The organism is Haloarcula laminariae (assembly GCF_025457605.1).
Lineage (GTDB): Archaea > Halobacteriota > Halobacteria > Halobacteriales > Haloarculaceae > Haloarcula > Haloarcula laminariae.
Genome location: NZ_JAMZFY010000001.1, coordinates 680,325 through 704,272 on the forward strand (window position 1 = coordinate 680,325; position 23,948 = coordinate 704,272).

A 23,948-nucleotide genomic window follows, 5' to 3' on the forward strand; every position below is an offset into this window, starting at 1 on the left:
CCTGAGAAATATTGTTTCCGTATACCAAAATCGAGTTCGTCCCAATGCGAAAGCTTGATGGGTGAAACGGACCTTCTTTCGGTTGACCTAAGACTACTATGGCAGTACTCGAAATCAACAATCTACAGGCGGAAGTCGCAGAAGAGGGCGGTGAGACAATCCTTCGCGGTGTGGACCTCGAAGTCGAGTCCGGCGAGATTCACGCGCTGATGGGTCCCAACGGCTCCGGCAAGTCCACGACGGCGAAGGTCATCGCCGGCCACCCGGCCTACGAGGTCACCGGTGGCGAGGTCCTCATCCACCTCGAGGACGACGAGTTCGGCGAGGACTTCGAGATTCCCGAGGACCTCCGCACGTGGAACCTGCTCGACCTTGAACCCAACGAGCGCGCCGCCCTGGGCGTGTTCCTCGGGTTCCAGTACCCCGCCGAAATCGAGGGCGTGACCATGGTCAACTTCCTCCGGACGGCGCTCAACGCCAAGCTCGAGGAGCGCGAGGAGCTGTTCGAGGACGACGAGGAAGAAGAGGCCGAGAGCGAGGACACCAACGAGGACGCCGCCGGCTACGACACCTCCCCGATGGAGGGTGATGTCGAAGAGGGCGAAGTCGGCGTCGCCGAGTTCCAGGAGATACTCCAGGAGAAGATGGAGCAACTGGACATGGACGAGAAGTTCGCCTCCCGCTATCTCAACGCCGGTTTCTCCGGCGGCGAGAAGAAGCAAAACGAGGTCCTCCAGGCCGCCATCCTCGAGCCTTCTATCGCCGTGCTCGACGAGATCGACTCCGGGCTGGACATCGACCGACTGCAGGACGTCTCCGAGGGCATCAACGCGCTGCGCGACGAGCAGGGCGCCGGTATCCTCCAGATTACCCACTACCAGCGAATCCTCGACTACGTCGAACCCGACCACGTCCACGTGATGCTCGACGGCCAGATCGCCCAGAGCGGCGGTCCGGAACTCGCAGAGAAGCTCGAAGACGAGGGGTACGACTGGGTCCGCGAGGAAGCCTACGAGGCCGCATAACACCCATACGTCCGCGCCACTAACCCATACATATCATGAGTTCAGACCAAGACCACCTACAAGAGACCGACACCGAAGCCCGCTTCGAGTTCAAGAAGGAGGAGAACTCCGCCTTCGAGACCGAAAAAGGCCTCACCGAGGAGACAGTGCGAGTCATCTCGGAAGACAAGGACGAACCCGAATGGATGCTCCAGCGCCGCCTGCGCGCGTTGGAACAGTTCCAGGAGATGCCGATGCCGACGGGCTGGCCCGCAGCGCCGGACCTCTCGGAGGTCGACATCGCCGACATCGTCCCCTACATCCGCCCCGACATCGAGACACGCGGCGGCGCGGAGAACTGGGAAGACCTCCCCGACGAGATTCAGGACACCTTCGACAAACTGGGCATCCCGGAAGCCGAGAAGAACGCCCTCTCGGGCGTGGGCGCCCAGTACGAGTCGGAGATTGTCTACCAGAACATGCAGGAGCAGTGGGAGGAGAAAGGCGTCATCTTCTGTGACATGGACAAGGCCGTCCAGGAGCACGAAGAGCTCGTCAAAGAGCACTTCATGACGAAGTGTGTCCCCCCGAGCGACAACAAGTTCGCCGCCCTCCACGGGGCCGTCTGGTCCGGTGGCTCCTTCGTCTACATCCCGGAGGACACCACGGTCAACATGCCCGTGCAGGCGTACTTCCGCATGAACAGCGAGGGGATGGGCCAGTTCGAGCACACGCTCATCATCGCCGAGGACAACTCCGAAGTCCACTACATCGAGGGCTGTTCCGCCCCGAAGTACTCCGCGTTCAACCTCCACAGCGGCGGCGTGGAAGTGTTCGTCGGCGAGAACGCCCACGTTCAGTACTCGACGGTACAGAACTGGTCGAAGAACACCTACAACCTCAACACCAAGCGCGCCATCTGCGAGGCAGAGGGGACGATGGAGTGGGTCTCGGGCTCGATGGGCTCGAAGGCCACGATGCTGTACCCGTCGACGGTCCTCAAGGGGCCGGGCGCGACGGACAACCACATCACCATCGCCATGGCCGGCGAGGGGCAGGACATCGACACCGGCGCGAAGGTCTACCACAACGCGCCCGACACGAAGTCCACCATCGAATCCAAGTCCATCAGCAAGGACGGCGGCCGCACGAACTACCGCGGGCTCGTCCACATCGCCGACGGCGCCGAGGACTCCTCGACCGCAGTCGAGTGTGACGCGCTGATGTTCGACAACGAGTCGACCTCCGACACGATGCCGTACATGGAGATTCAGGAGTCGAAAGTCGACGTTGCCCACGAGGCCACCGTCGGCAAGATCGGCGACGAGGACGTCTTCTATCTGCAGTCCCGCGGACTGGACGACGACGACGCGAAGCAGATGATCGTCGCCGGCTTCATCGAGCCGATCACGGAGGAGCTGCCCATCGAGTACGCCGTCGAACTGAACCGCCTCATCGAACTGGAGATGGAGGGGTCGCTCGGATAACCATGAGCACGCAGGTACACGCAACACTCAGCGAAGACGCAGTCGAACAGATATCCGAGGACCTCGGCGAGCCCGAGTGGCTGCTGGAGACCCGGAGGGAGGCCCTCGCGGCCCTCGACGGGCTGGAGATGCCGGACGTCATCCAGACGCCGGGCCGCAAGTGGACGAACCTCGACGCGCTCGACTACGAGTCCCTCGTCGACCCCCTGGAGTACGCCCAGGACAAGGACCGCATCGACGCCGAGGGCGTCGACGTGCTCTCCTGGAGCGACGCGCTCGACGAGCACGGCGACCTCATCGAGGACCACTTCGGCTCCGTCGTCGACCCACAGCGGGACTACCTCACCGCGCTGTCGACCGCGCTGTTCTCGGCCGGCACAGTGGTGTACGTCCCCGAGGGCGTCGACGCCGAGGACGTGAAGATTCGGACCACGATGAACAGCCGGTCGCTGTTCAACTACACGCTCGTCATCGCCGAGGACTCGGCATCCGTCACTATCCTGGAGCGCCAGACGACCGGGACGGACGTCGACGGCGACCAGTACTACTCCGGCGTCGTCGAGGCCGTCGCGGGCGAGAACGCCTACGTCCAGTACGGGACGCTCCAGAACCTCTCCGACGAGTCGTACAACTACCAGGTCAAGCGGGGCCACGCCGACACCTACGGCACCGTTGACTGGATAGAGGGCAACATGGGCTCGCGCCTGACGAAGTCGAGCGTCGAGACCCGACTGCTGGGGGACTCCTCGGAGTCGAAAATCGTCGGGGCCTTCTTCGGCCACGACGACCAGCACGTCGACATCGCGGCCCGCGTGTGGCACGAGGCCGAGCACACCGTCGCCGACCTCGTCACCCGGGGCGTGCTCGACGACGAGGCCCGCTCGGTGTACGAGGGCGTCCAGGACGTCGGCCGAGAGGCGTGGGACACCAGCTCCTACCAGCGCGAGAACACGCTGATGCTCTCGGACGACTCCGAGGCCGACGCCTCCCCGAAGCTCATCATCAACAACCACGACACCGAGGCCTCCCACTCCGCGACGGTGGGTCAGGTCGACGCCGAGGAGATGTTCTACATGACCTCCCGCGGTGTCGACCCCGAGAAGGCCAAGAACATGCTCGTCGAGGGCTTCTTCGTCCCCGTCATGGAGGAAGTCGCCGTCGACGAGCTCCGCGAGGACCTCGACCAGCTCATCTACGAGCGGCTGCGTGAATAGCCCGACGGGCTATGAACGCAAGCACGTGAGAGCGCCGCTCTCACGGCGTCTTCGGGAGTGACGTAGTCACGACCGAAGGCTCACCAGGGCTTGCTCTGCTGGCGTCTGCGCGAATGAAGTGAGCGCGGGCTCGCGGGAGCTTTGCTCCCGCGGCGTCTGCGTGCGTAACGAGGCCGCGTAGCGACCTCGATTTTCGAGCGGTGTAACCGCGAGTGTGACGGGAAGGACGGCTCGCCGGAGCTGTCTCCGACGGCTCCGTCACCGCCGCGTTTCTGATGTATCAAAACGCGTTTTGATTCTCCGGCCGCCTCAATAGGGGAGCGTTCGAAGCGTCTCGTATGGCCGTGTTCGAGTCATTTCGCGACGGTTGGACTGCGCTCAGAACGACTCCCGGGCTGTTACTCGCCGGCGGACTGCTGGTCGCGCTCTCGCTCGTGGGCGCACTGGACCTGGGGACCGCCGAACCGGGCGCGGACCTGGCGGTGGCCCTCGCCCTCCCGTTCGCACTCGGGGGCTTCCTCGCGACGGCAGTCACGGCGGTTCGGGGCGGCGAGTGCTCGCTGCGCTCGTTCCTCCGGGCCGGCGCGGCGAACTACCTCCGGCTCGTCGGTGCGGCGGTGCTGTTCGTCCTCGGCGTCGGGCTGGTGATGGCCGCCTCTACGGCGGTCGGCTTCGTCCCGGTCGTCCTGGTCGCGGTCGCTGGCTTCACCGAGGTCGCAGCGCTGAGCGCGGGGCTGGGGGCCGCGGTGAGCTTCGTGGCCACGCTGGTCGCACTCGCCGCGGCGCCCCTGTTCCTGCAGTTCTCCGCTCCCGCCATCGTCGCCGAAGACCGGGGCGTGGTGGATGCGTTCCGGCGAAGCGGCGGGCTCGTTCGCCGGAACCTCGGCAGCACCGTCGGCTTCACGCTGCTGTGGGCGCTGGCCGTCGAGTTCGTCCCCACGCTCGGGCCGCTGCTCGACTCGGGGGGCGTCGGCCTCCCAGTCGCTTTCCCGGCCACCGTCGCCGTCGTGGGCATCGTTTCGGTGGTGGGGCTGACGTACTGCTACACGGTGTACGTGGCCTACTTCCTCCGACTGACGGGCACGCTGCCGGTGCGAGACCGAGGGCCGGGACGTGTCGACCCCGACTCGCCTGTCGGCACACAGTAACGTTTTGTCGATGGGCCGACACAGCGGTGATACCGGCGACCTGCCGACGGATATCGACGCTACCTACATATGGGACGACTTCTGCCGACAGAGACGGACGCATCGGTCGAACGGAGCGAGGAGCCGTCGGTGCTGTGTATCGACGACGAGGAGACCAGCGAGGTGTTCGCGGCGCTGGGCTCGGAGACGGCGCAGGCGGTCTTTCGCCTGTTGAACGAGGAGCCGGCGACGCCCGCGACTGTCGCCGAGCGCCTGGAGATGTCGGTCCAGAACGTCCACTACCACCTCGGAAACCTGTCGGAGGCCGGCCTCATCGAGGTGGTCGACACCTGCTACTCGGAGAAGGGCCGCGAGATGGACGTGTTCGTCGTCGCCGAGGACCCGACGCTGGTCTTTCTGGGGACGAGCGACGACCGGACGGCGATGAAACGCGCCTTCGAGTCGTTCGCGTCGTTCGCCGGCCTCTCCCCGCTGCTTGCGACACTCGGGGAAGTGAGCTCGTGGGTGTTCGGCGACGAATGACCGGCGGCGACGGGCGGGGTCCGTCCGGAACTGGCGGGCTCCCGATTCGGCGGGACGCGGAGACCGACGGCTGTAGCTGTCTGGACTGCCGGAACGTCGACGCGGCGACGACCCGGCGGAGCCTGTTCGATACAGTCCGGTGGGGCTGGCGGCTCTGCCGAGCGTATCCGTCGGTTCTCGTCCTCGGCGCGGCCCTCGTCACGATGGGCACGCTCGTCGACACTGTCGGCGTCCGGGTTCTCCCGACGCCGGTCGTGTCGCTGCTCTCGCTCGTAGTCACTGTCGGGTTCTTCGTGGGGCTCAGAGCGTACGTGGCGACGCTCGCCGCGCGGGAACTCACCGGGAGCACGCTGTCACCGTGGCCGTGGTGCCGGCGGGCCATCGGCCGGGCGCTCCTGCTGGTCGCGGTGCTTCTGGGACTCGTGTTCGCGCTCTCGATGCTCTCGACGGTGGTCACCACCGTTCTGTTCGGGGTCCTGCTCCTCGCCGACGTACAGTCTGCCCTCCCGAGCCTCGGACAGCCCGCCTTCTTCGCGGTGATTGCGACGAGTGTCGTCGTGCTGGTGGCCCCCCTGCTGTTGATGGTGTTCAAGTGCTGGTTCGCGTTGGAGGCGTGCCTCATCGGACGGTACGGGCCAATCGACGCCGTCCGCGTGAGCTGGGGGATGACGACGGCCTACCGCAGGAAGCTACTCAGGCTCGTCGCCGCGGTCGTCGTCACTCTCGGGATTAGCTACGTCGACGGCGTCACACCGTCGCTCTCCGGTGACCCCGGCACGCTGCTTACGGGTCTCCAGACGGCGCTGGGAGCGCTCGGCCAACTGAGCGCGGTGCTGTGGTTCGCCGTCACCGCCCATCTCTACGTGCAGAGTATCGTCGACAGCTGAGACGGGGGCTCGTCGTACAGTGCTGGGGCCGGGAGTCGGTGCCAGCCGGACCGTCGCGATAGCGTTCCGGGCGAACCGCGGTCGACAGGCGGGCCCGGACAGGGAACCGCTTAAGTTCCGTCCTCCCCGACGATTGCCTATGATTGTATCGTGTCGCCCGGAGGTGGGCCGGTGAGTCTGACACAGCCGCTCGCTTCGGACCACCAGCTCGCCCGCCTGCTCCAGATAGGTATCGTCCTGGAGGAGGTCATCGAAGCGAGAGCCACCAAACACGTGGCAGCGACCCGCATCGACGACGACGCACAGCTTCACGCCCTGCTCGACGAGGCGTCGGCGGAGTCGGCCGAGCACCGTCGCCGCCTGGAGGCGCTCGTCGAGGAACTGGACGCGGAGACCGTCCCCTTCGAGGAGATACAGACGCTCGTCGAGGCGCAGTACGAGGCCGACGAGGACTTCGACGGCGTACTGTACGACCAGCTCTGCAACGAGGAGACGGCCTACAAGTTCTACGACGACCTCATCGGCGCCATCGAGGCGTCGGAGACCGACTTCAGTATCGACCGCGAGCAGCTACTCGACGTCCTGACGACTATCCGCGAGGAAGAGGCCGACGGCGTCGAGGACGTGACTGAACTCATGGAGGCACGACAATGAACACGCAGGCGCAGTATCTGAAGGCGATATATCTCACCCAGCAACAGGCCGACGGGCCCGCGTCGACCGGCGACGTGGCGAACCTCCTCGACGTGAGCCCCGCCAGCGCCAACGAGATGATAGGCAAACTCGAAGACCGAGGCCTGCTGGACCACGAGAAGTACAAGGGCGTCGACCTCACTGACGAGGGCATCACACAGGCCCGAGACGCCCTACAGAACTACTGTATCATCGAGCGCTTCCTCATCGAGGTCCTGGAAGTCGAGGAGTTCCGGGCCGAAGCCAAGGCGCTGGAGGGGGTCATCGACGAGACCGTCGCCGAACGGCTCGACACCATCATCGACCGCGAACCGCAGTGTCCCGACTGTTTCAACGCCGAGGACGACGTCTGCGGGCTCGTCGACGTCGAAGCCGAAGTGAGCAGCGACTGACTCTCGAAGCGTTCAAGTGCGCTCCAGCGGTTTGTAGATTCGCGGCTCGGAGTCCCGTGGTGTAGTGGCCAATCATATGGGCCTTTGGAGCCCATGACGGCGGTTCGAATCCGCCCGGGACTATTCTGCGACGAACGTACGTGAAGAGCGAATAGCCCGAGACTATTGGAAAATCACAATATCTCTATCCTGGAATTTCACCCTTCTAACCGATAATTCTCACTGCTAGCGGAGATAAGACAGCTTAATCTACATATACGCCGCGTCCCACCGAACCGGTTTCCGAACGTTCCCACACGACTCACACTCGATGCGCCCCATCGAATCCATGGCGAGAGCGAGCGTGTTGCAGTTGCTACAGAAGTACCCGTAGCGGTCGTCGCCCTCGCGTTCGCTGAAGACCACGTGGAAGGTGGCCTTGGAGCCGCGTTCGTGGTTGTCGTGGTCGACGTAGACCGTGCGGCTGTCGGGGGCCTCGATGGCTTCACGGCCCCACCGCTCGGACTCGGCGTAGATGTTCTCGACGTAGCTCTCCCCGTCGATTTCGACGGTGTCGGTGCCGACCTGGTGGAACCCCCGCTGTCCGTAGAACTCGTTCCCGCCGGTGTTCTCGGCCAGCACCCGTCCGCGGAGGTTCATCACGTCGAGTTGCTCCAGCGCCCCGCGGGTCGCCTCGAACAGGTCGGTGGCGATGCCCTCGCCGCGGCGGGTGGGGTCGACGTGGAGCCACAGCAGTGTGGCCGTGTTGGCCGTGGCGACGAGACTCTCCGAGAAGGCGACCACCTGACCCGCGTCGTCGGCGACGAGCAACACGTGGTCGGGGTCGGAAAGCATCGTCGCTAGTCGGTCCTCGTCGTACCACTCCTCGATAGCGCTGGTGATTGCCTGCGGTCCCAGCGAGTACGATGCCCCAAGCGACCGGCGCGCGACGTCCCGGATGGCGGGACCGTCGGCCGGTCTGGCGCGGCGGAACTCCATACGTCCCTGTCATCACGAACGGACATAAACCCACAGTCCAGTTGACCGGTCGGTCCGACGAAACTATCGGGCCTGAGTTATTTCGAAGAAACACTTATACTCCTGGACGCATGAGCTACAATTACACATGGAGGTTGATTATCACACACAGATGGAGAGGATAACTGTCTGAACTAGGGAGTCGTGTCTCGCCGGCCGATGCCTGCCGGCTGCCCGCCGAGATGGCCCCTTAGCGTCCCACGCGCCGCCGGACCGGTTCCGGTCCCCGCTCGCGATGGGCGCTCGCTCAACCATACCGCCACTCTCGGCACCGCTGTTTTCCGCCAGTCAGTATGTATTCGTGACCGCTGAGGGTGTCGTAACGCTAAAGAGTCGAACGGACCTTCGTATTTGTAAGATGAATACCGGAACCTATCGCCGGAGGTGTCGCTGTGGGCGTCGAGATTAGGGAGTCACCAGTCTCGGACGAGACCTTCGACGCGATGCGGGAGTTCGTCCACGACTACCTGGCTGCCAGTGTCGAGAACGAGGAGGAGGGCGGCCGGATGCGCTGGTACCCCTGGCACTCCGCGGAGTATCGGTTCAACCACATCCTCAACGTCGTCGACATCTCGACGACTATCGCCGAGCGCGAGGGGGCAAACGTCGACGTCACCCGTGTGGCGGCTCTGTTCCACGACATCGCGAAGCTAGAGGCCGAACAGGACGTCCACGCCGAAGCCGGCGCCCGCATCGCTCGGGAGTATCTCGAAGCCCACGGTGACTACCCCGAGTCGTTCGTCGACCAGGTGTGCCGGTCGGTCGAGGAACACTCCTACCAGGGGGACCTCTCGGACCTCTCCCTGGAGACGCAGTGTCTCATCGAGGCGGACATCCTCGACAAGGTCGGTGCCAACGGAACGGCGCTGATGTTGCTGCGGATGGGCTACGAATCACGGACGCACATGGACGCCGCGGAGATGGTCGACCGCGTCATCGAGCGCGGCGAGGACGCCAGCGAGCGCGTCGAGAGCGACACCGCCGAGTCGCTCGTCCACCAGCGGCTCAAACGAACCCGGTGGTTCCAGGAGTGGCTGGAGATGGAGGTCGCCGAGATGGAGGCCGAAGAGAGCCTCGACGACGTCGCGACCGGGATGGGCGACTCCTAGCCGACCACCGCTTGCCGGAGAAAGAGCAGGCCGGAGACGGCCAGGATGGCGGCGCTGGCCCACGCGACCGTCGGCGCTAACCGTTCGACGCGCCGCCGCGCCGCGACGATAGCCGCCGGAAACGCCATTATCCACACCGCGATACCGCCGAACAGCCCCGCGAGCAGGGCCGGATGGCCGGTCCGAACCACGAACAGCCCCGCCAGTTCGCTCCCGACGCCGGGGACCTGCGAGAGGACGTCGACCGTCCCGGGCCGGAGGAGGCCGACACCGACCGTGAGCCAGAACACCACCTGGTAGGGGTTGGTGAGCGCCAGCACCAGCGCCTTCCGGAAGCCGCGGCTCTCGTCGGCGTCGGTCGGCGCGTCGCCGTCAACCGACGACAGGGCGGTCGCGTCCTCGACTGCGCCGTAGGCGAACCAGCACATCAGGAGCCCGCCGGCGCCCACCATGAGCCGCTGGAGGCCGGGCGTCTCGGTGACGACCGCCGCGACGCCGAAAAGCGAGAGCGCCAGGAAACACAGGTCCGCGACCATCGCACCGAGGCCCGCAAACAGCCCCGCGCGCCACCCGCGGAGCGCGCTCTCCTCGGCGATGACGGCGTTCATCGGGCCCGGCGGCGCGGCCAGCGCGAGACCGAAGACGACGCCGCCCAGCACTGTCGGGAGGAGGTCGAGCGGTCCCGTAGACTGGAAGAGCGGAGAGGGATGCATCTATGGGGTGTGAAAAACGGAGAGAGAAAGAACCGCCGATTACAGCTTGCCGGCCTTCTGCAGCTTCATCAGGTCCTCGGTGTCGAGGGTCTCGCCTTCCTTGAACTTCTGGTAGATTTCCTCGGCCTCCTCGCGGGCGGCCTCCTGTTTCTCCTCGCGCTGGCTGCGCTCTTCCTGCTCCTCTTTCTTGTCGAGTTCGCGCAGGCGCTTCTGGACGCGGACGAAGTCCTCGTGGTGCTGGTCGGCCGCTTCCTGGGCCTCGACGAACTCCTCGTGTTTCTCGTCGGCCTCGTCACGGATCTCGTCGGCCTCCCGGTAGGCCTCGATCATCTCGTTGTGGTGTTTCTGGGCCTCGTCGGCCAGCTCCGTGACCTTCTGGTGGTGTTTGGACGCCTCGGAGCGGACCTCTTCGGCCTCCTCCTTGAGCCCTTCGAGGTCGCCGCTCTGGTCGAGCTTCTCCTTCTTGCTCTGGAGCTTCTCGCGCTTGTCCTCGATTTTCTCGATGAGCTCTTTCTCGTCCTCGGAGGAGAGCACCTCGGTCTGCTGTTTGAATTCGAGGTCCTCTATCTCCTCGGTGAGCTCGTCGACGGACTTGCCCTCGTCGAGTTCGAGGTCGTTCTTGACCTTGTCGACCTTGTCGAACAGCTCGTTGGCCTCGGCGTTGAGCTCGTTTCGCTGGTCCTTGTGCTCCTGGACCTGCTCGTTGAGCTCGTCGCGCTTCTCGCGGTGTTCCTGGGCCTCGTCGACCTTCTCGCGAGTCTTCGCGTTCAGGTCGTCGCGGGCGCTGGCCCGCTCGGAGGCCATCTGGTTGAGCTCGTTGCGCCGGTCGCGGAGCTGCCCGGCGAGTTTGATGAGCTCGCCCTTCGATTTGTTCTCTAGGTCCTCTTCTGTTACTGCAACGTTCTTTGATTCGTCTATCGAGTCTGCCATTGTTGAAACCTCTATGCCATCACCGCTCTCGGACAGGCGAGGATATCGCTATGGAGGGGCTGGCACCAATAACAAGGGTTCCCTCTCATGTTGGGCGCGGAGCGATACTGCCTGAACGCGAAAGCGTTCTGGTACCAACATCTACCGGCGGACAGGGTTTAAATATTGCGGTACAACGAATACCGTGGCGCCCCCTCACACACCCGTCTACGGGCACGTGGCGGAATAACACGGATTCGAGTTCAGTTATATATCCTCGCCGATGCGGTACTCGTTTTTCACCGCCCGGCCCTCGACGGCGGCGGCCAGCGTCAGCTCGTCGCCGGCCGCGAGTGTCACCGCCCCGACCGTGGCTCGACCAAAGCCCTCGACGGCTCGCTCCTCCTGGTGGCGCTGCCCGTTGTGGTCCCACTCGACGGTGATGGTCGCCCCCGAGGGCCGGTCGTGGCAGACGACGATGTCGCTCCGGCCCGGCGTCGGGTCCGAGAGGAACACCTGGGTGGGTTGGTAGCTGTCGGTCAGCGTCCCGTAGGCCGCCTTTTCGGTCCCGTCCTCGGCGACCACGCCCGTCCCGCCGTCCCCGGCGTCCCGGAGACTGTCCAGCACGACGACCTCGCTCCCGCGCCGTCGAAGCCCCTCGCCGACGGCCTGGACGACTTGGGCCTGGCGCGCCTGTGAGTCGGGCGCGTCGGGCCCGGGGTCGTCAGTCGAGTCACCACCTCCGGCTGTACCGGCGCCGAAGCCCGCGACCACGTCGCCGACGCCGTAGTGGTCACAGAGCCACGCCAGGTCGCCGACCGACCCGTAGCGCCAGCCGGGATACAGCGTGACCGCGTCGGGGTCGATACCCGGCGGGCCGACGACCGGGACGGCCGGCACGCCCTCGACCCGCTCGGCCACCGCCTCGGCGGGCGCCTCGTTGTAGCTGGCCCGCCAGGCCCGGTAGCGATAGCGGAGCCGGTCGAGCGTGCCCGACCCCAGCCCGTCGGCGTATGGGGCAACGGGTTCGTCGTGTACCGCGACGCAGGCCAGGCTGGGGTGGTGGCCGACGGCGGTGGTGACCGACTCGGCCAGCTCGCGGCCCCGGTCCATGTCGAAGCCGCCGGGCCCCGTGAGCGGGAGGTCCTGCCAGAGGAGCACGCCGAGTTCGTCACAGGCCTCGGCGACCGCCGGCGGGACGCCCTGCGCTCGCACGCGGACGAGGTTCGCGTTCGCCGCGACGGCCCGCTCGACGTCGTCAACGGTCGGGTCGAGCAGCGTCACGCCGCGGGCGCGGACCCGTTCGCCGTTGACGGAGAGCCCGTCGTCGTAGCCCACCGAGCGCAGTCCCGTCGTCAGCGAGCGCTCGGCGTCGCCGAGCTTCGCCCGAATCACGTACCGGGGCTGGCTCCCGCGGTCGTGGGGCCACCACAGCGACGGGTCGCGCACGTCGATAGTGTGGGGCACGACGGTCGAGCCCGGCCCGCTCTCGACGCGGGCGCGGTCCATCATCCCGCCGCCCCGGGCCTGTCCCGCGGGGCGGACGGAGAACGTGAGCCGCTCGTCGACGGGCTCGCTCGTGACCACGTCGGCGGTGACATCGACCGCCGCTCCCGCCTCGGTCCGTCGCGGTCGTGCCTCTATCGCGTGGACGTAGGGGTCCGGATACGTCTCCAGCGACGCGTCCCACCAGATGCCGGGGACACACCGCTCCGGCGGGAGCCGGTCGGTGTCGTGGAGGCCGCCAAAGCGGTCCTCCGGGGCCCGACACTCGACTATGAGCCGGTACTCCTCGGCCTCGGGCAGTCGGACCCGAAGCGGCGTGACGTAGCTGTCGGACTCGGCGAGCAGCTCGCCGTTACACCAGACCCGCGTGTGGGCGTACGCCCCCTCGAGGACGAGCACCGCGTGCTCGTCTGCCCCCGTCCGCGGGTCCGCAACGGTGGTCTCGTAGGCGACGGCGTCGGCGCCGGCGAACTGCGCCGGCCGGCCCGGGACCGCCACCGCCTCCCAGGTCTCGGGGGACGGCTTCCCGTCGTCCGGCCGCACTGCCGCGCCACGCCACGAAAGCGACATATCTTGTGGCCCGTCCCCCGGGCGCATATCCTTTACCCCCACCCGGCGCCGACACAGCGCGGGGACCGGCCCGCCGGCTGTTACTTTCACTTTCACTCCGGGGATGGCTTGGATTAAGGTGGTATCGACCCCTATCCCGTCGTATGATTCAGGACCTCCGCGGGGCGAACGCCTGCGACGCCGACGGCTGCGACCGGGCGTTGACCGAGCCACAGCTCGTGTTCGAGACCGACGCCGGCCGGCGGGAGGCCTACGAGTGTCCCTGTGGCGCGGTGACGATAACCGTCGCCCGGCCGGAGTCGTCCCGTTGAAATACGGCCGCCGGAAACCAGCGGTATGGAACGCGACGTAGTCATCACCGCAGAGGGCCACGAGAACGTCACGGCCGAACACGCCAGCACGCTGGAGGTCACCAGCGACGACTTCCTGACGCCCGCCGGCGACTGCATCCTCGGCGTCGAGGCCGACACCGTCCCCGCCGACCTCGACGACGAGTTCACCGAGGCCTGCCGGTCGGCCGACGCGACAATCACGGCGACACTCGACGCCGGCGGGCACCGGGCCGTCGTCGAGGGGTCGGGCCATCCCGACCTCTCCTTCGAGAACGAGCGGAGCCACGTCCTGCGGACCAGCGACTACGTCGACGACCGGACGGTTATGGTCGGCGCCGACGCCGCCGCCGGCGACGTCGACCGCGACCTCGTGGCGGCGCTCGCGGACGGCGCCGACCTGACGCTGACGCTTTCCGTCGAGCAGTGAGTGTATTTTTGCCCGTCGCGTCCCATCCGCCCGTATGACCGACCGGGAGCCGACGAAAAACATCAGCGGCGGCGACGCTGGCGGGGGGAACGAGGCCCGGTTCGACCCGGCCACCGCGGGGACGCGGGCCGAGGCCGTCGTCGACCGCCTCGGGGAGCTGTACTGGACCAAGACCTACGGCGGCCGGGACGCCTTCGAGTGTCTCGTCCGGACGATACTCAGCCAGAACACCTCCGACACGGCCAGTCAGCCGGCCCACGACGCGCTGGTGGACCGGTACAGCGGCGACAGCGCCGACCTCGTCGACGCCCTCGCCGAGGCCGACCAGCAGACCCTCGCCGAGACCATCCAGTCGGCGGGGCTGTACAACCAGAAGTCCGAGCGAATCATCGCTATCGCCGGGGTGGTACGCGAGGAGTTCGGCGGCGAGGCGGGGTTCGACGAGTTCGTCCGGGACGAGGACGCCGACATCGTCCGGGACCGTCTCCTGGAGATGAACGGCGTCGGCCCCAAGACGGCGGACTGTGTGCTCCTCTTTGCCGGCGGCCGCGGCGGCGTCTTCCCGGTGGACACGCACGTCCACCGCATCGCCCGCCGGATGGGGCTGGCCCCCGCCGACGCCGACCACGAGACGGTCCGGGAGTACATCGAGCGGGACGTGCCCGGCGAGAAGTGTGGCTTCGGCCACACGGCGATGATACAGTTCGGCCGCGAGTACTGCAAGGCCCGTAAGCCGGCCTGTCTGGACGACCCCGAGGCCTGCCCGCTGGCCGACCGCTGTGACCAGGTCGGCGTCTATCCAGCCAGCGGCGAGGTCGTCGACCCGTCGGCGGCGGACTGAGTCACTCCCGGTGGCCCCACCGCTCGCCGTCGTCGGCGTAGCGGGCGGAGACGATGCGGTTGAACTGGTCGTCCGACAGCGAGATGTCGGCCGCCCCGACGTTCTCGTCTAGCTGGTCGACGGTGCGGGCCCCGACGATGGGGATACAGGTGATGTCGGGCTGTTCGATGAGCCAGCGCAGGGCGACCTGCGGCGTCGTCGCGTCGAGTTCGTCGGCCACGTCGCGGAGCTCGTCCAGGACGTGCCAGCCGCGTTCGGAGAGGTAGAAGTCCTCGAAGCGGTCCGACAGGGAGCCGCGCGCGCCCTCGGGCCCCTCGAACTTCGTCGGGTCGTCGTCGTCGGTGCGCTCGTACTTGCCGGTGAGAAAGCCGCCAGCAAGCGGCGAATACGGACAGACGGCCATGTCCTGGTCGGCGGCGACGTCGAGGTAGTCCTTGATGTCGTCGCGGTAGCCGGCGTGGAACAGGGGCTGGGTCACCTCGAAGCGAGCCAGGTCCTCCACGTCGCTCTTCCAGAGGGCCTTCGTCAGCTGCCAGGCGGCCATCGTCGACGCGCCGAGATAGTGGACCTTCCCCTCGCGGACGAGGTCGTTCAGCGTCCGCAGCGTCTCGACGATGTCGCTCTCCTCGTCCCAGCGGTGGATGTAGTACAGGTCGAGATAGTCCGTGTCCAGCCGGTCGAGGGTCCCCTCTATCTGGGCGCGGATGTGCTTGCGACCGAGCCCGGAGTCGTTCGGGCCGGGCTCGCCCCAGCCGTCGAAGGGGAAGTACACCTTCGAGGCGATGACGACGTCCTCGCGGTCGCGGTCGTCGAGCCACTCGCCGATGTAGCGCTCGGACTTGCCGTTCGGCGTCCCGTAGACGTTCGCCGTGTCGAAGAAGTTGATGCCCCGCTCCCAGGCCGCGTCCAGCAGCTCGTGGGCCTGCTCACGGTCGGTCTCGACGACGCCGCCGGTCTCCCGGCCGAAGCGCCACGTCCCGTAACAGAGCTGTGACACCGTCGTCCCGGTCGAACCGAGTCGTGTGTACTCCATAGCGGCGCACAGTCGGCCGACGGTGAAAAATAGTGGTGTAGCCGCAATCGAGTCCCCCACTGTCCCCGGTGGGCGCGGCCGGCGCTTCGCGTCCCATACTGGTAGCTGTGCGTTCGCACCGATAGTCGCGGTGGCGAATTCCGTCAGTCTGTTACAGCCGCCGGTATCAGTCCCACCGCCACGCCAGCAGGACGGCCCCGCTCACGAGGAGGAAGGCGATGAGTGAGAGGTTCGGCACCGTCAGCCCCGCGATTCGGTACTGCACCCGCGCACAGCTGACGGCACCCACGCCACAGGCCACCTGCGTCGCCTGTAGCCAGGAGTGATACGCCGCAATCGCCGTACCGAGCGCTGTCAGGGGAAGCGCCGTCCACGCGACGGCCGCCCGCCGCTCGACGGCTGCGACGCCCAGCACGACCACCAGCGGGTACATCAGGATTCGCTGGTACCAGCAGAGCCGACAGGGCTCCAGCCCGAGCCCCAGCGACAGGAAGAGGCTCCCCGCCGTCGCGACGAGCGCGACCAGCGTCGCCGCGCCCAGCAGCGTCCGCGTGTCTGTTTCCCGCAGTTCCCGTCTGTCCATCGTCTGACGTGGCTTGCCCTACCGGAAAAAGCGTTCCGCCTGGCGCGATGGCCGTGCCAGCGCTCCGTCGCTGGCAGACGGGGGAGGGCAGGCATGCGCATACCGCGAGCGGAGCGAGCGGTTGCACCGGAATCGAGCGAAGCGAGGTTCCGGCCTTTTTAGCGTAGAGTTTTGCGCCGAGAGGTTCCCGCAGGCCGCTTCGGCGGCCGAGGAAACCCGAAGCGGAAAACGGTACTATATGAAACGGAACGTCTCCAGGTTCTCGGGGGTGAACGTCCGGAGGTTGTAGTCGTGATACAGCGACGAGGAGAGGTCCTGCGTGGCCGACCGGTCGCCGTCGACACAGAGGACCTTCTCCGGACGCGGGTGCATCGTCTTCACGAAGTTCTCAAGGCCCTGCCGGTCGGCGTGGCCCGAGAAGCCGTCGATGGTATCGACCCGTAGCTCCAGGGGAACCGTCTCGCCGTCGAGGGTGACCGAGTCGGTGCCGCCCTGGATGCGGTTGCCGAGCGTCCCGCGGGCCTGCTTTTCGACGAACACGAGCGCGTTGTCGGGGTCGGGAGCCAGCGCTTCGAGCCAGGTTCGGACCGGCCCGGGCGTACACGTGCCGGGCGTCGAGAGGACGACGCTGGCCTCGTCGCGCTCGGCCAGCTCGCGCCGCTTCTCGTCGTCCCCGACCGGCGTGAACTGGTCGGCCAGGAACGGGTTCTCGTCGTCGGCCTGGAGCCGGCTCGCCATGTCGTCCCGGAGGAACTCGGGGTAGCTGGTGTGGACGGCCGTGGCCTCCCATATCATCTCGTCGAGGTAGACCGGCATCTCGGGGACCTCGCCCGACGACATGAGCGCTTCGAGGACGACCAGCAGCTCCTGGGGCCGGCCGACGGCGTCGGTCGGTATCAGCACGGTCGCGTCGTTCTCCGCGGCGCTTTGCAGGCGCTCGGTGAGCTTGCGCTCGGAGTCGTCCCGGTCGGTCTGGTAGTCGTTCCGGCCGCCGTAGGTCGACTCCAGGACCAGCGTCTCGACCCGGGGGAACTCGTTCACCGCGCCGTCGAGCAGCCGGCTGCTGTCGTAGCGGATGTCGCCGGAGAAGGCGACGTTGTACAGTCCGTCGCCGATGTGGAAGTGGACGACCGAACTGCCCAGCACGTGGCCGGCGTTGTGCAGCGTCAGCTTCACGTCGGGCGCGATGTCGGTCACGTCGCCGTACTCCAGCGGGATACAGTGTTTGACCGCCTCGCGGACCATCCCGGCGCCGTAGGGCTGTCGCTGCCCCGTCCGCGTCGCCGAATCGATGTAGTCGAGCGTCAACAGCCCCAGCAGGTCCCGCGTGGGTTCGGTGCAGTAGATGGGGCCGTCGTACCCGTTCTCGTACAGCAGCGGGACCAGCGCGGCGTGGTCCAGGTGGGCGTGTGTCAGCACCACGGCGTCGAGCGAGGTCGCCCCGGACCCGATGGCCTCGGGAACGTCCAAGTACGGCCGCTCGGCCCGTTCGCCGGGTTTGTCGCCGCAGTCGACGAGGATGCGCGTGTCCGCTGTCGAGATGATGTAGGCCGCCCGTCCGACCTCCTTGCAGCCGCCCAGGGTGGTGACGCGGACCCACTCCTCGCTCGACATGGGGTCGCGGTGAATCTGGCGACCGACGCGCTCCAGGATATCGCGGCGGTCGTCCCGCTCCTGTGTCAGGAACGTGCGGACGTTGGCGACCGCCGGCGAGTCGATGGACGGCGTCCGTTCCACCTCCGGCGTCCAGCCGGTGGCTTTGGTTATCTCCCGTAGCGTCTCGCCGCGCCGGCCGATGACCTGCCCCGGCTTCTTGGCGCGGATGACGACCTCGCCGGTGTCGGCGAGAAACTGGATGTCGCTCACCGAGGCGTCCTCGGGGACGAGGTCGCGTATCTCCGCCTCCGCCGCCTCCGGCGGCGTCAGCACGTCCGGGTCAGGCCGGACGGTGATGCGCTTCCGGAGTTTGGAGGCCAGCCGCCGGACGAGGTCGCTGTCGGCGGCGAACTCCTTCGGGTCGCGGGTGTAGATGACCAGCTCCGGCCCCTCGTAGGTCACATCGGAGACCGTAATGCCTCTCGGAACCTCTTCGTCTATCGTTTCGCGGACGTCTTCGAGTTGCTTGTCTACCGTGCTCATAGTGTAGAACCGACGCCGGCCTGTGTCGGCCGCCGCCGTCGCGGGTCGGCCCGGACCGAAATGCCCCAGTGGCGAGCGCGTCGCCGACGGTACTGCCCGGAAAACCGAACGTGCCAGTAGCTTCCACTGTTGAATTATTAAAGTCTTCGCACTTTCCGCGGCGCCACACCGAAGTTCGCGCCCCGCGATGTCGGGCTATGCGCGTGACACCAGCCGTGGTGGCCGACGAGTACGAGTGGGTCCGCGGGCGGGCCGACGTGGCGGTCCCGCTGGTCAACGAGACGCGGGCCCACCTGGGCGAGCAGTTCGGCGCCGACGTGGCACGCATCGACGGGGCGGACTACCGCGAGGCCGTCGATGCCGTCTTCGCCGACGGGGATAGGGCGGTGAACGTGGCGGCCCTGGTCAGGCTCCTGCGGGACCTCGACGTCGAGGGCGATTATCCGGGCTTTGTGGTGGACGAGCTCCTGGGTCGTGAGCTGGCCGCGATGCTCGCCGGCGACCAGCCGTTGCGACTGCTCGCGGAGGCGACGTTCCACGTCGCGGACGTGCGAACGCACGGGGACCCCGGCGACGCCGCCGGCGCGGACGACCTCGACGCGGCGATAGCGGCGGGTATCCAGACCCGGCTGCCGGGGTGGCCCTGGACGGAGGGTGAGAGCCCGTTTTCCGTCTAGAACTCGATGGTCGGCGTCCCCAGGAACGCCGTCTCGTACCCCTCGTGGCGGGAGACCTGCGACGGGCCGACGGTCTCGACGGTGACGGAGGGGTCGCCGGTCGCCTCGACTACGGCGCCGTAGTGGTAGCCGATGTCGGGGTGGACCGCGGCCGAGAGGCTGTCGTCGTAGGCGGTCTCGCCGCCGATGTCGACCGCCCCGTCGATGCTCATCATCGGCAGCGGGACGCGGTTGTACGGCGTGCGGACCGAGACGGCCAGGTACGACTGCCCCGAGTCGAGGAACGGGGCCTCCGAGAGCCACGTCGCCGCGTACACCTCGTCGCTGCCCTTCCCGGTGCCCAGTAGCTCCCCGGGCAGGTCGTCGGGGGCGGGGACCTGCGAGGTAGGCATCATCTCCATCTTCATCAGGTCGAGCGCGGCGCGGCTACCCTGCTGGTCGGGGTATTCGGTAAAGGCGATGTCGTCCCGCGCCGAGCGGGAGAACTCGAAGTTGGTGGTCATCTCGCCGGCGTCCCCGAACCGGTCGGCGAACCCGCCCAGCCGGCGCTCGGTCATCCCGTCGACGCGGACGGTCATCTCGTAGACGCCCTCGCCGTCCAGCTGGTAGTTGTCGCCGTAGTGGAATCCCATGTTCTGTGAGACCATCGGCCAGGGCTGCTTGTCGGCGACCGTCTCGCCGTCCGAGCTGACCGTGATGGAGACGCCCGACTGAATCGGAAGCACCGTCATCGTGTCGGGGTCCCACACGGACGCCATCAGGTGGACGCTGTCGTCGTCCTGAATCGTGACTTGCTCTGCGGTCGTGCCGGTCACCGTCCAGAACCGGTGCGGGTAGGAGTAGGTCAGCCCGACCTTGTAGTCGCCGGCGTCGCCCACGCCTATCATCTTCATTCCCTCCTTGTGGGTGGGGTAGTACGTCGCGTCGGGCCGGTTCTCGACCAGCGGCGGCGACCGAGTCGACTGGTTCTCGACGGAGCCACAGCCGGCGAGTATCGATGCCCCTGCCACCCCAGCGCTCGCGAGGAAACGACGGCGGTTCATACCCGGCCTAGCGGTCGTTACTCAAAGACGGTTCTGGTACGGCTGGCGAACAGTCCGGTCGGCTGTGCGGACCAGTCGTTTCGGCCAGTCGGCCCTCTCTCGTCAGTGCTGTGGCCCCGATGACGGGGGACCCCGAAACAAAACAATAAGCGATTGGATATATCATCTGCAACCGATTTATTTATTGGCAATCAGGGGGGTGAGCGTAACAATGGACCACACGAGACACCCAGACACGCCGATGACTGTCGCAGTCGCTGAAGCGGTGAGTTCCTTCGAGAACTGTGACCCGACCGCCCTGCCGCCGCTACACGACACCCTAGACGCCGACGCGCTGGACACGCTTTTCGAGACCGGCGGCGACCGCAGTTGCACCGTCTTCTTTGCCTTCAGTGACTCGTACGTCACCATCGAGAACGGCGAGCGGATTGTCGTTGAAGCGGCCGAAACCAGTCAGGTGTCATCGTAACCGGTCCGGCAGCGCTCCCCTCCGCCGCTACAGTAGCGATGTACCTACAGATTGGCCCGGAAGGCGACGGGACAGCACACGGCGAGACCGGGCCGACCGACGGCGTGACCGAGACGCGGACCGCCACGCCGTCCGCGATGCAGAGGGCCGCCTCAGGCGGGTTCGGCCGGTGGCAGCGCCCGCAGGTCGCGAGGGGGTAGCAGGTAGTTCCCGCGGCGCTCGACACGCATGTACTGGAGAATGCCGTTGTTGACCCGTTGGCCGACCGAGGACCCGTCGGCCACGTCGGTACCGTTCATCATCGACTTCGTGGCGACGAAGTCGGCGATAGAGCGCTGTAGGGAGAGGAAGTGGACCCCCGCCTGACCGCCGTTGGTCGAGTCGAAGTCCCGCCGGAGGATGACCGGCGTGTCGCTGTCGTCCCGGGCCCGGGCGGCCTTCTGCGCGTGGCCGGCGACGCCCTCGGTCCGGCTGTTCTCGACCACGTCCTCGGCACACTCGCCGACGCCGCTGTCGGTACCGAGGTTCTCGCCGACGCCGTCGACTTTCCCCTCGTCGGCGTGGGCGGGACAGAACATCTTCGAGACGCGCTGGTCCCGGGAGTCCTGCTCGTACCACTGCTGGAGCTGTAGCCGGATGTGCGAGAGGTGCTGGGTCGACCCGCCGGCGAAGGGGCCCGACTCGATTGTGACGCTGTCCTCGCTGGCCTGGTTCTCCTTGAACCCGGACTTGAAGCCCATGAACAGCGGGGCGTCCTCGGGCACCGGCTCCGAATCGGGGATGCCGTCGGCGTCCTGGTTCTCGGCGGGGAGACCGGCCCCCACGAAGCCGGTGCGCCGGTCGGCCTGGGTGAAGACGCCGTCGAAGGAGGCCGCCATCTCGGTGTCGTTGACTGTGGACTGTTCGCCCTTCAGCGCCTCTTCGGCCGCGAGGACGACCTGTTCGTAGTCGCTGGCCAGATGCAACAGAGCGTCGGGCGTGTCGAACTCGGGGTCCTCGAAGGGGGCCAGCGCCGCCGGCTCGGGGAGGTCGACGCCGGCCGGGCCGCTCCCGAACCGTTCGAAGTACGCCGGGCTGTAGCCGAGCGTGAACTGGAGCCCCTCGGCCTGCCAGGCGTAGGCCCGCTCCAGGGAGCGGAGGGCGTCTGCGATCTGCGTCCGGTCGGCGTCGGTCGGTGTCCCGTCGCGCTCGTAATCGAGCAGGAGCAGGACGTGGTGACGCCCCAGCCGCTCGTTGCCCGCGTCGTCCGTCGGCAACCCCTGGTTCCAGGCGTGCTGTCGAGCCGGAAGCTCGGCGGGGTCGGTCCCCTCGGGGACGTCGGGCGACCCGAACCGGTCGAGACAGGCGGAAAGCGCCGACGCCCCGCCGATGGCGACGGCGCTTTTGGCGAAGTCGCGTCTGGAGATACCACGGTCACTCATCGGCCCGGCCTAGGGACTCACCGCATTACTCGGTTCTGGTACGCTGGACGAACGCGTTCCGCACACTGCTGGCTGTACCATTACGGCCGGTTTCGGAACCCGGGGCGCCGAATATCTCCACGGACGTACAGCCGGCGGTATCAGTCCCGATTCGGGGGCTCCAGCAAGCTATCGACCAGCCGCTCGAATCGGTCGGTCAGTCGCTCGGCGAGGCCCGGTTCCACCGTCCGGAGCAGCGCCACCGTTTCGTCGGGCCGGGACAGCGAGAGCGTGACCCGGTTCCCCTCCCGGTCCTTCCGGACGATGTCGCCCGCCACCAGCCCGTCGAGGTGGTGTTCCAGCGTGGACCGGGCGATACCGACCCGGTCGGCGACGGCGTCGGGTCGCGCCCCGTTGGAATCGTATAGCGCCACGACGACGTCGCGGGCGGTCTCCCGCCGGAGCATCGCCAGCGCCGTCCGCTCCCACCCGTCGTACCCCGGCGGGTAGTAGTGGGTCCGGCCGTTGACCCGCTCCTCCGTGACGTCCTCCAGGCGGGCGAGGTGGTACTGGACTTGCCCCGTCGCCAGCTCCAGCCCGCGCGTCAGCGCCCGGAAGTGGACGCCCGGCTTCCGCTCTATGTACCGCCTAATCCGCGCCCGCGTCTCGCTCACCGTTCCACCTCCCGCCGTCGGCCGGTCCGGCGGGCGTCGTACACCGCTCCGAGGACCAGCAGGACGACGACGGCGTCGGCCCCGTGTTCCAGCGTGTGATGGGCGGCGGGGCCGACGGCGCCGACCATCGCCAGCCCGCCCAGTACCGGCTGTGCGACGAGCGCCGCGAGGGCGAGCGTGACGAGCAGGTACGCCCGCGACCCCCGCCGACGGTAGGCCGTCAGGCCGGCCAGACAGAGCGCCGCCGTGGTCAGTGCAGACACCGCGAGCACGGCCGTGAAGTCGACGTGGAGCGCCCCCCAGTGTCCGCCGACGTGACCCGGCACAATCATGGTCGTGTTTCGGGCCCAATCCACCTGACTCGTTCGGTTCGTGGGGAGTTTTTTACGCCCGCCCTTCGAGCGACGGGTATGGACAGTATCGGGTTCGTCTGCGACCCGGACCACCCGCTGTTTCGCCCCGTGGCCGAGCGGTTGGCCGCCCGGGGGTTCGAGGTCGAGTTCCACCGACCGTCCGACTCGGTCGCGCCCGCCGACGTCGACGGGCTGTCGGCCCTCGTCGGCGGCACGGTCCACCCGGTCGCCCTCGCCGCGCTCCGGTACGCGGACGCCAACGGCGTCCAGACGTGGAACGGCTTCGGCGCGACGGTGGCGCTTTCGGCCCGGCTGGTCGCGCTCTCGGCGCTCGAAGCCGCCGGCTGTCGGGTCCCCGAGGTCAGGTTCGACGACCCCGGCGAGGGGTACGAGCCCGGCCGGTGGTACGCCTGGGAGGGGCCGACCACGCTCGACGCCCCCGCGCCGTTCCACGTCGAGGCGGTCGGCGCGGAGCCGGTTGAGCACCGCTACTACGCGGTCGACGACGGCCGGGAAACCCACATGCGCGCCGTCGAGCTCCGGGCCGAACTGGTCGACGACGAGTCCGTCCTCCGGCGGACCGACGTCGACGTGTCGCTGGCCGCGTCGGTCCGGGAGCTGCTGGAGCAGTTCGACGCCCGTGCCGTCGCCGTCGATTTCACCAGGGGCGAGGGCGGCGAGTTCTACGCGGTGCGCGCGACGCCGATGCCGACCTTCACCGGCGCCGGCATGGACCGTCGGGTGGCCGACTCCGTGGCGTCGCTGACGACCATCGGGGCCTGACACGGCCCCTTCGGGGAGTTTAT

General features: G+C 67.3%; 26 protein-coding genes and 1 tRNA gene. 16 read left to right on the top strand and 11 right to left on the bottom strand.

Features of this window, described 5'->3' with window-relative positions; translation table 11 throughout:
• Positions 1–98: 98 nt before the first annotated feature.
• The 9 genes from NJQ98_RS03505 to NJQ98_RS03545 all read left to right on the top strand — a co-directional run bounded on the left by NJQ98_RS03505 (position 99) and on the right by NJQ98_RS03545 (position 7,470).
• A complete protein-coding gene (locus tag NJQ98_RS03505; protein ID WP_262175728.1) occupies positions 99–1,025 on the top strand; it encodes an ABC transporter ATP-binding protein in 927 nt (308 codons plus the stop codon).
• A gap of 35 nt (positions 1,026–1,060) precedes the next feature.
• On the top strand, positions 1,061–2,491 hold the full coding sequence (sufB, locus tag NJQ98_RS03510) for a Fe-S cluster assembly protein SufB (RefSeq protein ID WP_262175731.1): 1,431 nt from the start codon (positions 1,061–1,063) through the stop codon (positions 2,489–2,491).
• A gap of 2 nt (positions 2,492–2,493) precedes the next feature.
• Positions 2,494–3,705, top strand: coding sequence for a Fe-S cluster assembly protein SufD (sufD, locus tag NJQ98_RS03515; protein WP_262175735.1), 1,212 nt, complete (start codon positions 2,494–2,496; stop codon positions 3,703–3,705).
• 338 nt (positions 3,706–4,043) lie between these two features.
• The gene (locus tag NJQ98_RS03520) at positions 4,044–4,853 is read left to right on the top strand and encodes a DUF7847 domain-containing protein (protein WP_262175738.1); all 810 of its coding nucleotides are present in this window, start codon (positions 4,044–4,046) and stop codon (positions 4,851–4,853) included.
• Between the two features lie 69 nt (positions 4,854–4,922).
• Positions 4,923–5,375 carry an ArsR/SmtB family transcription factor gene (locus tag NJQ98_RS03525; protein ID WP_262175743.1) on the top strand — a complete coding sequence of 151 codons (453 nt, stop codon included), beginning with the start codon at positions 4,923–4,925 and terminating at the stop codon, positions 5,373–5,375.
• Positions 5,372–6,262 (top strand): hypothetical protein, encoded by an 891-nt coding sequence (locus NJQ98_RS03530; protein WP_262175747.1) that lies wholly within the window; start codon positions 5,372–5,374, stop codon positions 6,260–6,262. Before NJQ98_RS03525 ends, NJQ98_RS03530 begins: the two co-directional genes overlap by 4 nt.
• A 171-nt stretch (positions 6,263–6,433) precedes the next feature.
• The gene (locus NJQ98_RS03535) at positions 6,434–6,916 is read left to right on the top strand and encodes a ferritin-like domain-containing protein (RefSeq protein WP_262175751.1); all 483 of its coding nucleotides are present in this window, start codon (positions 6,434–6,436) and stop codon (positions 6,914–6,916) included.
• A complete protein-coding gene (locus NJQ98_RS03540; protein WP_262175755.1) occupies positions 6,913–7,347 on the top strand; it encodes a metal-dependent transcriptional regulator in 435 nt (144 codons plus the stop codon). The genes NJQ98_RS03535 and NJQ98_RS03540 overlap by 4 nt, the downstream gene beginning before the upstream one ends.
• A 50-nt stretch (positions 7,348–7,397) precedes the next feature.
• Positions 7,398–7,470 (top strand) — tRNA-Gln (locus NJQ98_RS03545).
• A 126-nt stretch (positions 7,471–7,596) separates the two neighbouring features.
• On the opposite strand, the gene NJQ98_RS03550 is transcribed toward NJQ98_RS03545, so the two are convergent.
• Entirely contained in the window at positions 7,597–8,325 is a 729-nt protein-coding gene (locus NJQ98_RS03550) for a GNAT family N-acetyltransferase (protein WP_262175758.1), read from the bottom strand.
• A 431-nt stretch (positions 8,326–8,756) separates the two neighbouring features.
• Between NJQ98_RS03550 and NJQ98_RS03555 the strand changes: the two genes are divergently transcribed.
• Complete coding sequence (locus tag NJQ98_RS03555) at positions 8,757–9,473, top strand: HD domain-containing protein (RefSeq protein ID WP_262175762.1); 717 nt, start codon at positions 8,757–8,759, stop codon at positions 9,471–9,473.
• On the opposite strand, the gene NJQ98_RS03560 is transcribed toward NJQ98_RS03555, so the two are convergent.
• The 3 genes from NJQ98_RS03560 to NJQ98_RS03570 form a co-directional block, all read right to left on the bottom strand.
• Positions 9,470–10,186: a LysE family translocator gene (locus NJQ98_RS03560; protein WP_262175763.1), complete on the bottom strand. Its 717-nt coding sequence runs from the start codon at positions 10,184–10,186 to the stop codon at positions 9,470–9,472. The genes NJQ98_RS03555 and NJQ98_RS03560 overlap by 4 nt on opposite strands.
• A 39-nt stretch (positions 10,187–10,225) precedes the next feature.
• Positions 10,226–11,116 carry a coiled-coil protein gene (locus NJQ98_RS03565; protein WP_262175765.1) on the bottom strand — a complete coding sequence of 297 codons (891 nt, stop codon included), beginning with the start codon at positions 11,114–11,116 and terminating at the stop codon, positions 10,226–10,228.
• Between the two features lie 246 nt (positions 11,117–11,362).
• On the bottom strand, positions 11,363–13,171 hold the full coding sequence (locus NJQ98_RS03570) for a glycoside hydrolase family 2 protein (protein ID WP_262175766.1): 1,809 nt from the start codon (positions 13,169–13,171) through the stop codon (positions 11,363–11,365).
• Between the two features lie 143 nt (positions 13,172–13,314).
• Between NJQ98_RS03570 and NJQ98_RS03575 the strand changes: the two genes are divergently transcribed.
• The 3 genes from NJQ98_RS03575 to NJQ98_RS03585 are packed head-to-tail and all read left to right on the top strand — an operon-like array spanning position 13,315 to position 14,771.
• Positions 13,315–13,482 carry a hypothetical protein gene (locus tag NJQ98_RS03575; protein WP_262175768.1) on the top strand — a complete coding sequence of 56 codons (168 nt, stop codon included), beginning with the start codon at positions 13,315–13,317 and terminating at the stop codon, positions 13,480–13,482.
• A 25-nt stretch (positions 13,483–13,507) separates the two neighbouring features.
• Positions 13,508–13,930, top strand: a complete 423-nt coding sequence (locus tag NJQ98_RS03580) for a DUF371 domain-containing protein (RefSeq protein WP_262175769.1) — start codon at positions 13,508–13,510, stop codon at positions 13,928–13,930.
• Positions 13,931–13,964: 34 nt separating this feature from the next.
• Positions 13,965–14,771, top strand: coding sequence for an endonuclease III domain-containing protein (locus NJQ98_RS03585; RefSeq protein WP_262175772.1), 807 nt, complete (start codon positions 13,965–13,967; stop codon positions 14,769–14,771).
• 1 nt (position 14,772) lies between these two features.
• Here the strand turns inward: NJQ98_RS03585 and NJQ98_RS03590 are convergent, their stop codons facing one another.
• The 3 genes from NJQ98_RS03590 to NJQ98_RS03600 all read right to left on the bottom strand — a co-directional run bounded on the left by NJQ98_RS03590 (position 14,773) and on the right by NJQ98_RS03600 (position 18,526).
• A complete protein-coding gene (locus NJQ98_RS03590; protein WP_262175774.1) occupies positions 14,773–15,804 on the bottom strand; it encodes an aldo/keto reductase in 1,032 nt (343 codons plus the stop codon).
• A 166-nt stretch (positions 15,805–15,970) separates the two neighbouring features.
• Positions 15,971–16,387 (bottom strand): disulfide bond formation protein B, encoded by a 417-nt coding sequence (locus tag NJQ98_RS03595; RefSeq protein WP_262175776.1) that lies wholly within the window; start codon positions 16,385–16,387, stop codon positions 15,971–15,973.
• A gap of 234 nt (positions 16,388–16,621) precedes the next feature.
• Positions 16,622–18,526 (bottom strand): beta-CASP ribonuclease aCPSF1, encoded by a 1,905-nt coding sequence (locus tag NJQ98_RS03600; protein ID WP_262175777.1) that lies wholly within the window; start codon positions 18,524–18,526, stop codon positions 16,622–16,624.
• A 197-nt stretch (positions 18,527–18,723) separates the two neighbouring features.
• On the opposite strand from NJQ98_RS03600, the gene NJQ98_RS03605 reads away from it, so the two are divergent.
• The gene (locus NJQ98_RS03605; RefSeq protein ID WP_262175780.1) at positions 18,724–19,203 is read left to right on the top strand and encodes a DUF7984 family protein; all 480 of its coding nucleotides are present in this window, start codon (positions 18,724–18,726) and stop codon (positions 19,201–19,203) included.
• On the opposite strand, the gene NJQ98_RS03610 is transcribed toward NJQ98_RS03605, so the two are convergent.
• Positions 19,200–20,246, bottom strand: coding sequence for a twin-arginine translocation signal domain-containing protein (locus tag NJQ98_RS03610; protein ID WP_262175782.1), 1,047 nt, complete (start codon positions 20,244–20,246; stop codon positions 19,200–19,202). The two genes, NJQ98_RS03605 and NJQ98_RS03610, sit on opposite strands and share 4 nt — an antisense overlap.
• A gap of 211 nt (positions 20,247–20,457) precedes the next feature.
• Here NJQ98_RS03610 and NJQ98_RS03615 point away from each other — a divergent pair, with 211 nt between their 5' ends.
• Complete coding sequence (locus tag NJQ98_RS03615; RefSeq protein WP_262175785.1) at positions 20,458–20,715, top strand: HalOD1 output domain-containing protein; 258 nt, start codon at positions 20,458–20,460, stop codon at positions 20,713–20,715.
• 152 nt (positions 20,716–20,867) lie between these two features.
• On the opposite strand, the gene NJQ98_RS03620 is transcribed toward NJQ98_RS03615, so the two are convergent.
• The 3 genes from NJQ98_RS03620 to NJQ98_RS03630 form a co-directional block, all read right to left on the bottom strand.
• The gene (locus NJQ98_RS03620) at positions 20,868–22,136 is read right to left on the bottom strand and encodes a DUF7405 family protein (protein ID WP_262175787.1); all 1,269 of its coding nucleotides are present in this window, start codon (positions 22,134–22,136) and stop codon (positions 20,868–20,870) included.
• A 140-nt stretch (positions 22,137–22,276) separates the two neighbouring features.
• Positions 22,277–22,789: a winged helix-turn-helix transcriptional regulator gene (locus NJQ98_RS03625; protein WP_262175788.1), complete on the bottom strand. Its 513-nt coding sequence runs from the start codon at positions 22,787–22,789 to the stop codon at positions 22,277–22,279.
• Positions 22,786–23,121, bottom strand: a complete 336-nt coding sequence (locus NJQ98_RS03630) for a DUF7471 family protein (protein WP_262175790.1) — start codon at positions 23,119–23,121, stop codon at positions 22,786–22,788. The genes NJQ98_RS03625 and NJQ98_RS03630 overlap by 4 nt, the downstream gene beginning before the upstream one ends.
• Before the next feature lie 78 nt (positions 23,122–23,199).
• Here NJQ98_RS03630 and NJQ98_RS03635 point away from each other — a divergent pair, with 78 nt between their 5' ends.
• On the top strand, positions 23,200–23,925 hold the full coding sequence (locus NJQ98_RS03635) for an ATP-grasp domain-containing protein (RefSeq protein ID WP_262175791.1): 726 nt from the start codon (positions 23,200–23,202) through the stop codon (positions 23,923–23,925).
• Positions 23,926–23,948: the final 23 nt, after the last annotated feature.

What these genes read in the sequence shown, in the direction of transcription:
- NJQ98_RS03505 (WP_262175728.1), top strand. Translation starts at nt 99, where the DNA reads ATGGCAGTACTCGAAATCAACAATCTACAGGCGGAAGTCGCAGAAGAG.
- sufB (WP_262175731.1), top strand. Translation starts at nt 1,061, where the DNA reads ATGAGTTCAGACCAAGACCACCTACAAGAGACCGACACCGAAGCCCGC.
- sufD (WP_262175735.1), top strand. Translation starts at nt 2,494, where the DNA reads ATGAGCACGCAGGTACACGCAACACTCAGCGAAGACGCAGTCGAACAG.
- NJQ98_RS03520 (WP_262175738.1), top strand. Translation starts at nt 4,044, where the DNA reads ATGGCCGTGTTCGAGTCATTTCGCGACGGTTGGACTGCGCTCAGAACG.
- NJQ98_RS03525 (WP_262175743.1), top strand. Translation starts at nt 4,923, where the DNA reads ATGGGACGACTTCTGCCGACAGAGACGGACGCATCGGTCGAACGGAGC.
- NJQ98_RS03530 (WP_262175747.1), top strand. Translation starts at nt 5,372, where the DNA reads ATGACCGGCGGCGACGGGCGGGGTCCGTCCGGAACTGGCGGGCTCCCG.
- NJQ98_RS03540 (WP_262175755.1), top strand. Translation starts at nt 6,913, where the DNA reads ATGAACACGCAGGCGCAGTATCTGAAGGCGATATATCTCACCCAGCAA.
- NJQ98_RS03550 (WP_262175758.1), bottom strand. Translation starts at nt 8,325, where the DNA reads ATGGAGTTCCGCCGCGCCAGACCGGCCGACGGTCCCGCCATCCGGGAC.
- NJQ98_RS03560 (WP_262175763.1), bottom strand. Translation starts at nt 10,186, where the DNA reads ATGCATCCCTCTCCGCTCTTCCAGTCTACGGGACCGCTCGACCTCCTC.
- NJQ98_RS03565 (WP_262175765.1), bottom strand. Translation starts at nt 11,116, where the DNA reads ATGGCAGACTCGATAGACGAATCAAAGAACGTTGCAGTAACAGAAGAG.
- NJQ98_RS03570 (WP_262175766.1), bottom strand. Translation starts at nt 13,171, where the DNA reads ATGTCGCTTTCGTGGCGTGGCGCGGCAGTGCGGCCGGACGACGGGAAG.
- NJQ98_RS03575 (WP_262175768.1), top strand. Translation starts at nt 13,315, where the DNA reads ATGATTCAGGACCTCCGCGGGGCGAACGCCTGCGACGCCGACGGCTGC.
- NJQ98_RS03580 (WP_262175769.1), top strand. Translation starts at nt 13,508, where the DNA reads ATGGAACGCGACGTAGTCATCACCGCAGAGGGCCACGAGAACGTCACG.
- NJQ98_RS03585 (WP_262175772.1), top strand. Translation starts at nt 13,965, where the DNA reads ATGACCGACCGGGAGCCGACGAAAAACATCAGCGGCGGCGACGCTGGC.
- NJQ98_RS03590 (WP_262175774.1), bottom strand. Translation starts at nt 15,804, where the DNA reads ATGGAGTACACACGACTCGGTTCGACCGGGACGACGGTGTCACAGCTC.
- NJQ98_RS03595 (WP_262175776.1), bottom strand. Translation starts at nt 16,387, where the DNA reads ATGGACAGACGGGAACTGCGGGAAACAGACACGCGGACGCTGCTGGGC.
- NJQ98_RS03600 (WP_262175777.1), bottom strand. Translation starts at nt 18,526, where the DNA reads ATGAGCACGGTAGACAAGCAACTCGAAGACGTCCGCGAAACGATAGAC.
- NJQ98_RS03605 (WP_262175780.1), top strand. Translation starts at nt 18,724, where the DNA reads ATGCGCGTGACACCAGCCGTGGTGGCCGACGAGTACGAGTGGGTCCGC.
- NJQ98_RS03610 (WP_262175782.1), bottom strand. Translation starts at nt 20,246, where the DNA reads ATGAACCGCCGTCGTTTCCTCGCGAGCGCTGGGGTGGCAGGGGCATCG.
- NJQ98_RS03615 (WP_262175785.1), top strand. Translation starts at nt 20,458, where the DNA reads ATGGACCACACGAGACACCCAGACACGCCGATGACTGTCGCAGTCGCT.
- NJQ98_RS03620 (WP_262175787.1), bottom strand. Translation starts at nt 22,136, where the DNA reads ATGAGTGACCGTGGTATCTCCAGACGCGACTTCGCCAAAAGCGCCGTC.
- NJQ98_RS03630 (WP_262175790.1), bottom strand. Translation starts at nt 23,121, where the DNA reads ATGATTGTGCCGGGTCACGTCGGCGGACACTGGGGGGCGCTCCACGTC.
- NJQ98_RS03635 (WP_262175791.1), top strand. Translation starts at nt 23,200, where the DNA reads ATGGACAGTATCGGGTTCGTCTGCGACCCGGACCACCCGCTGTTTCGC.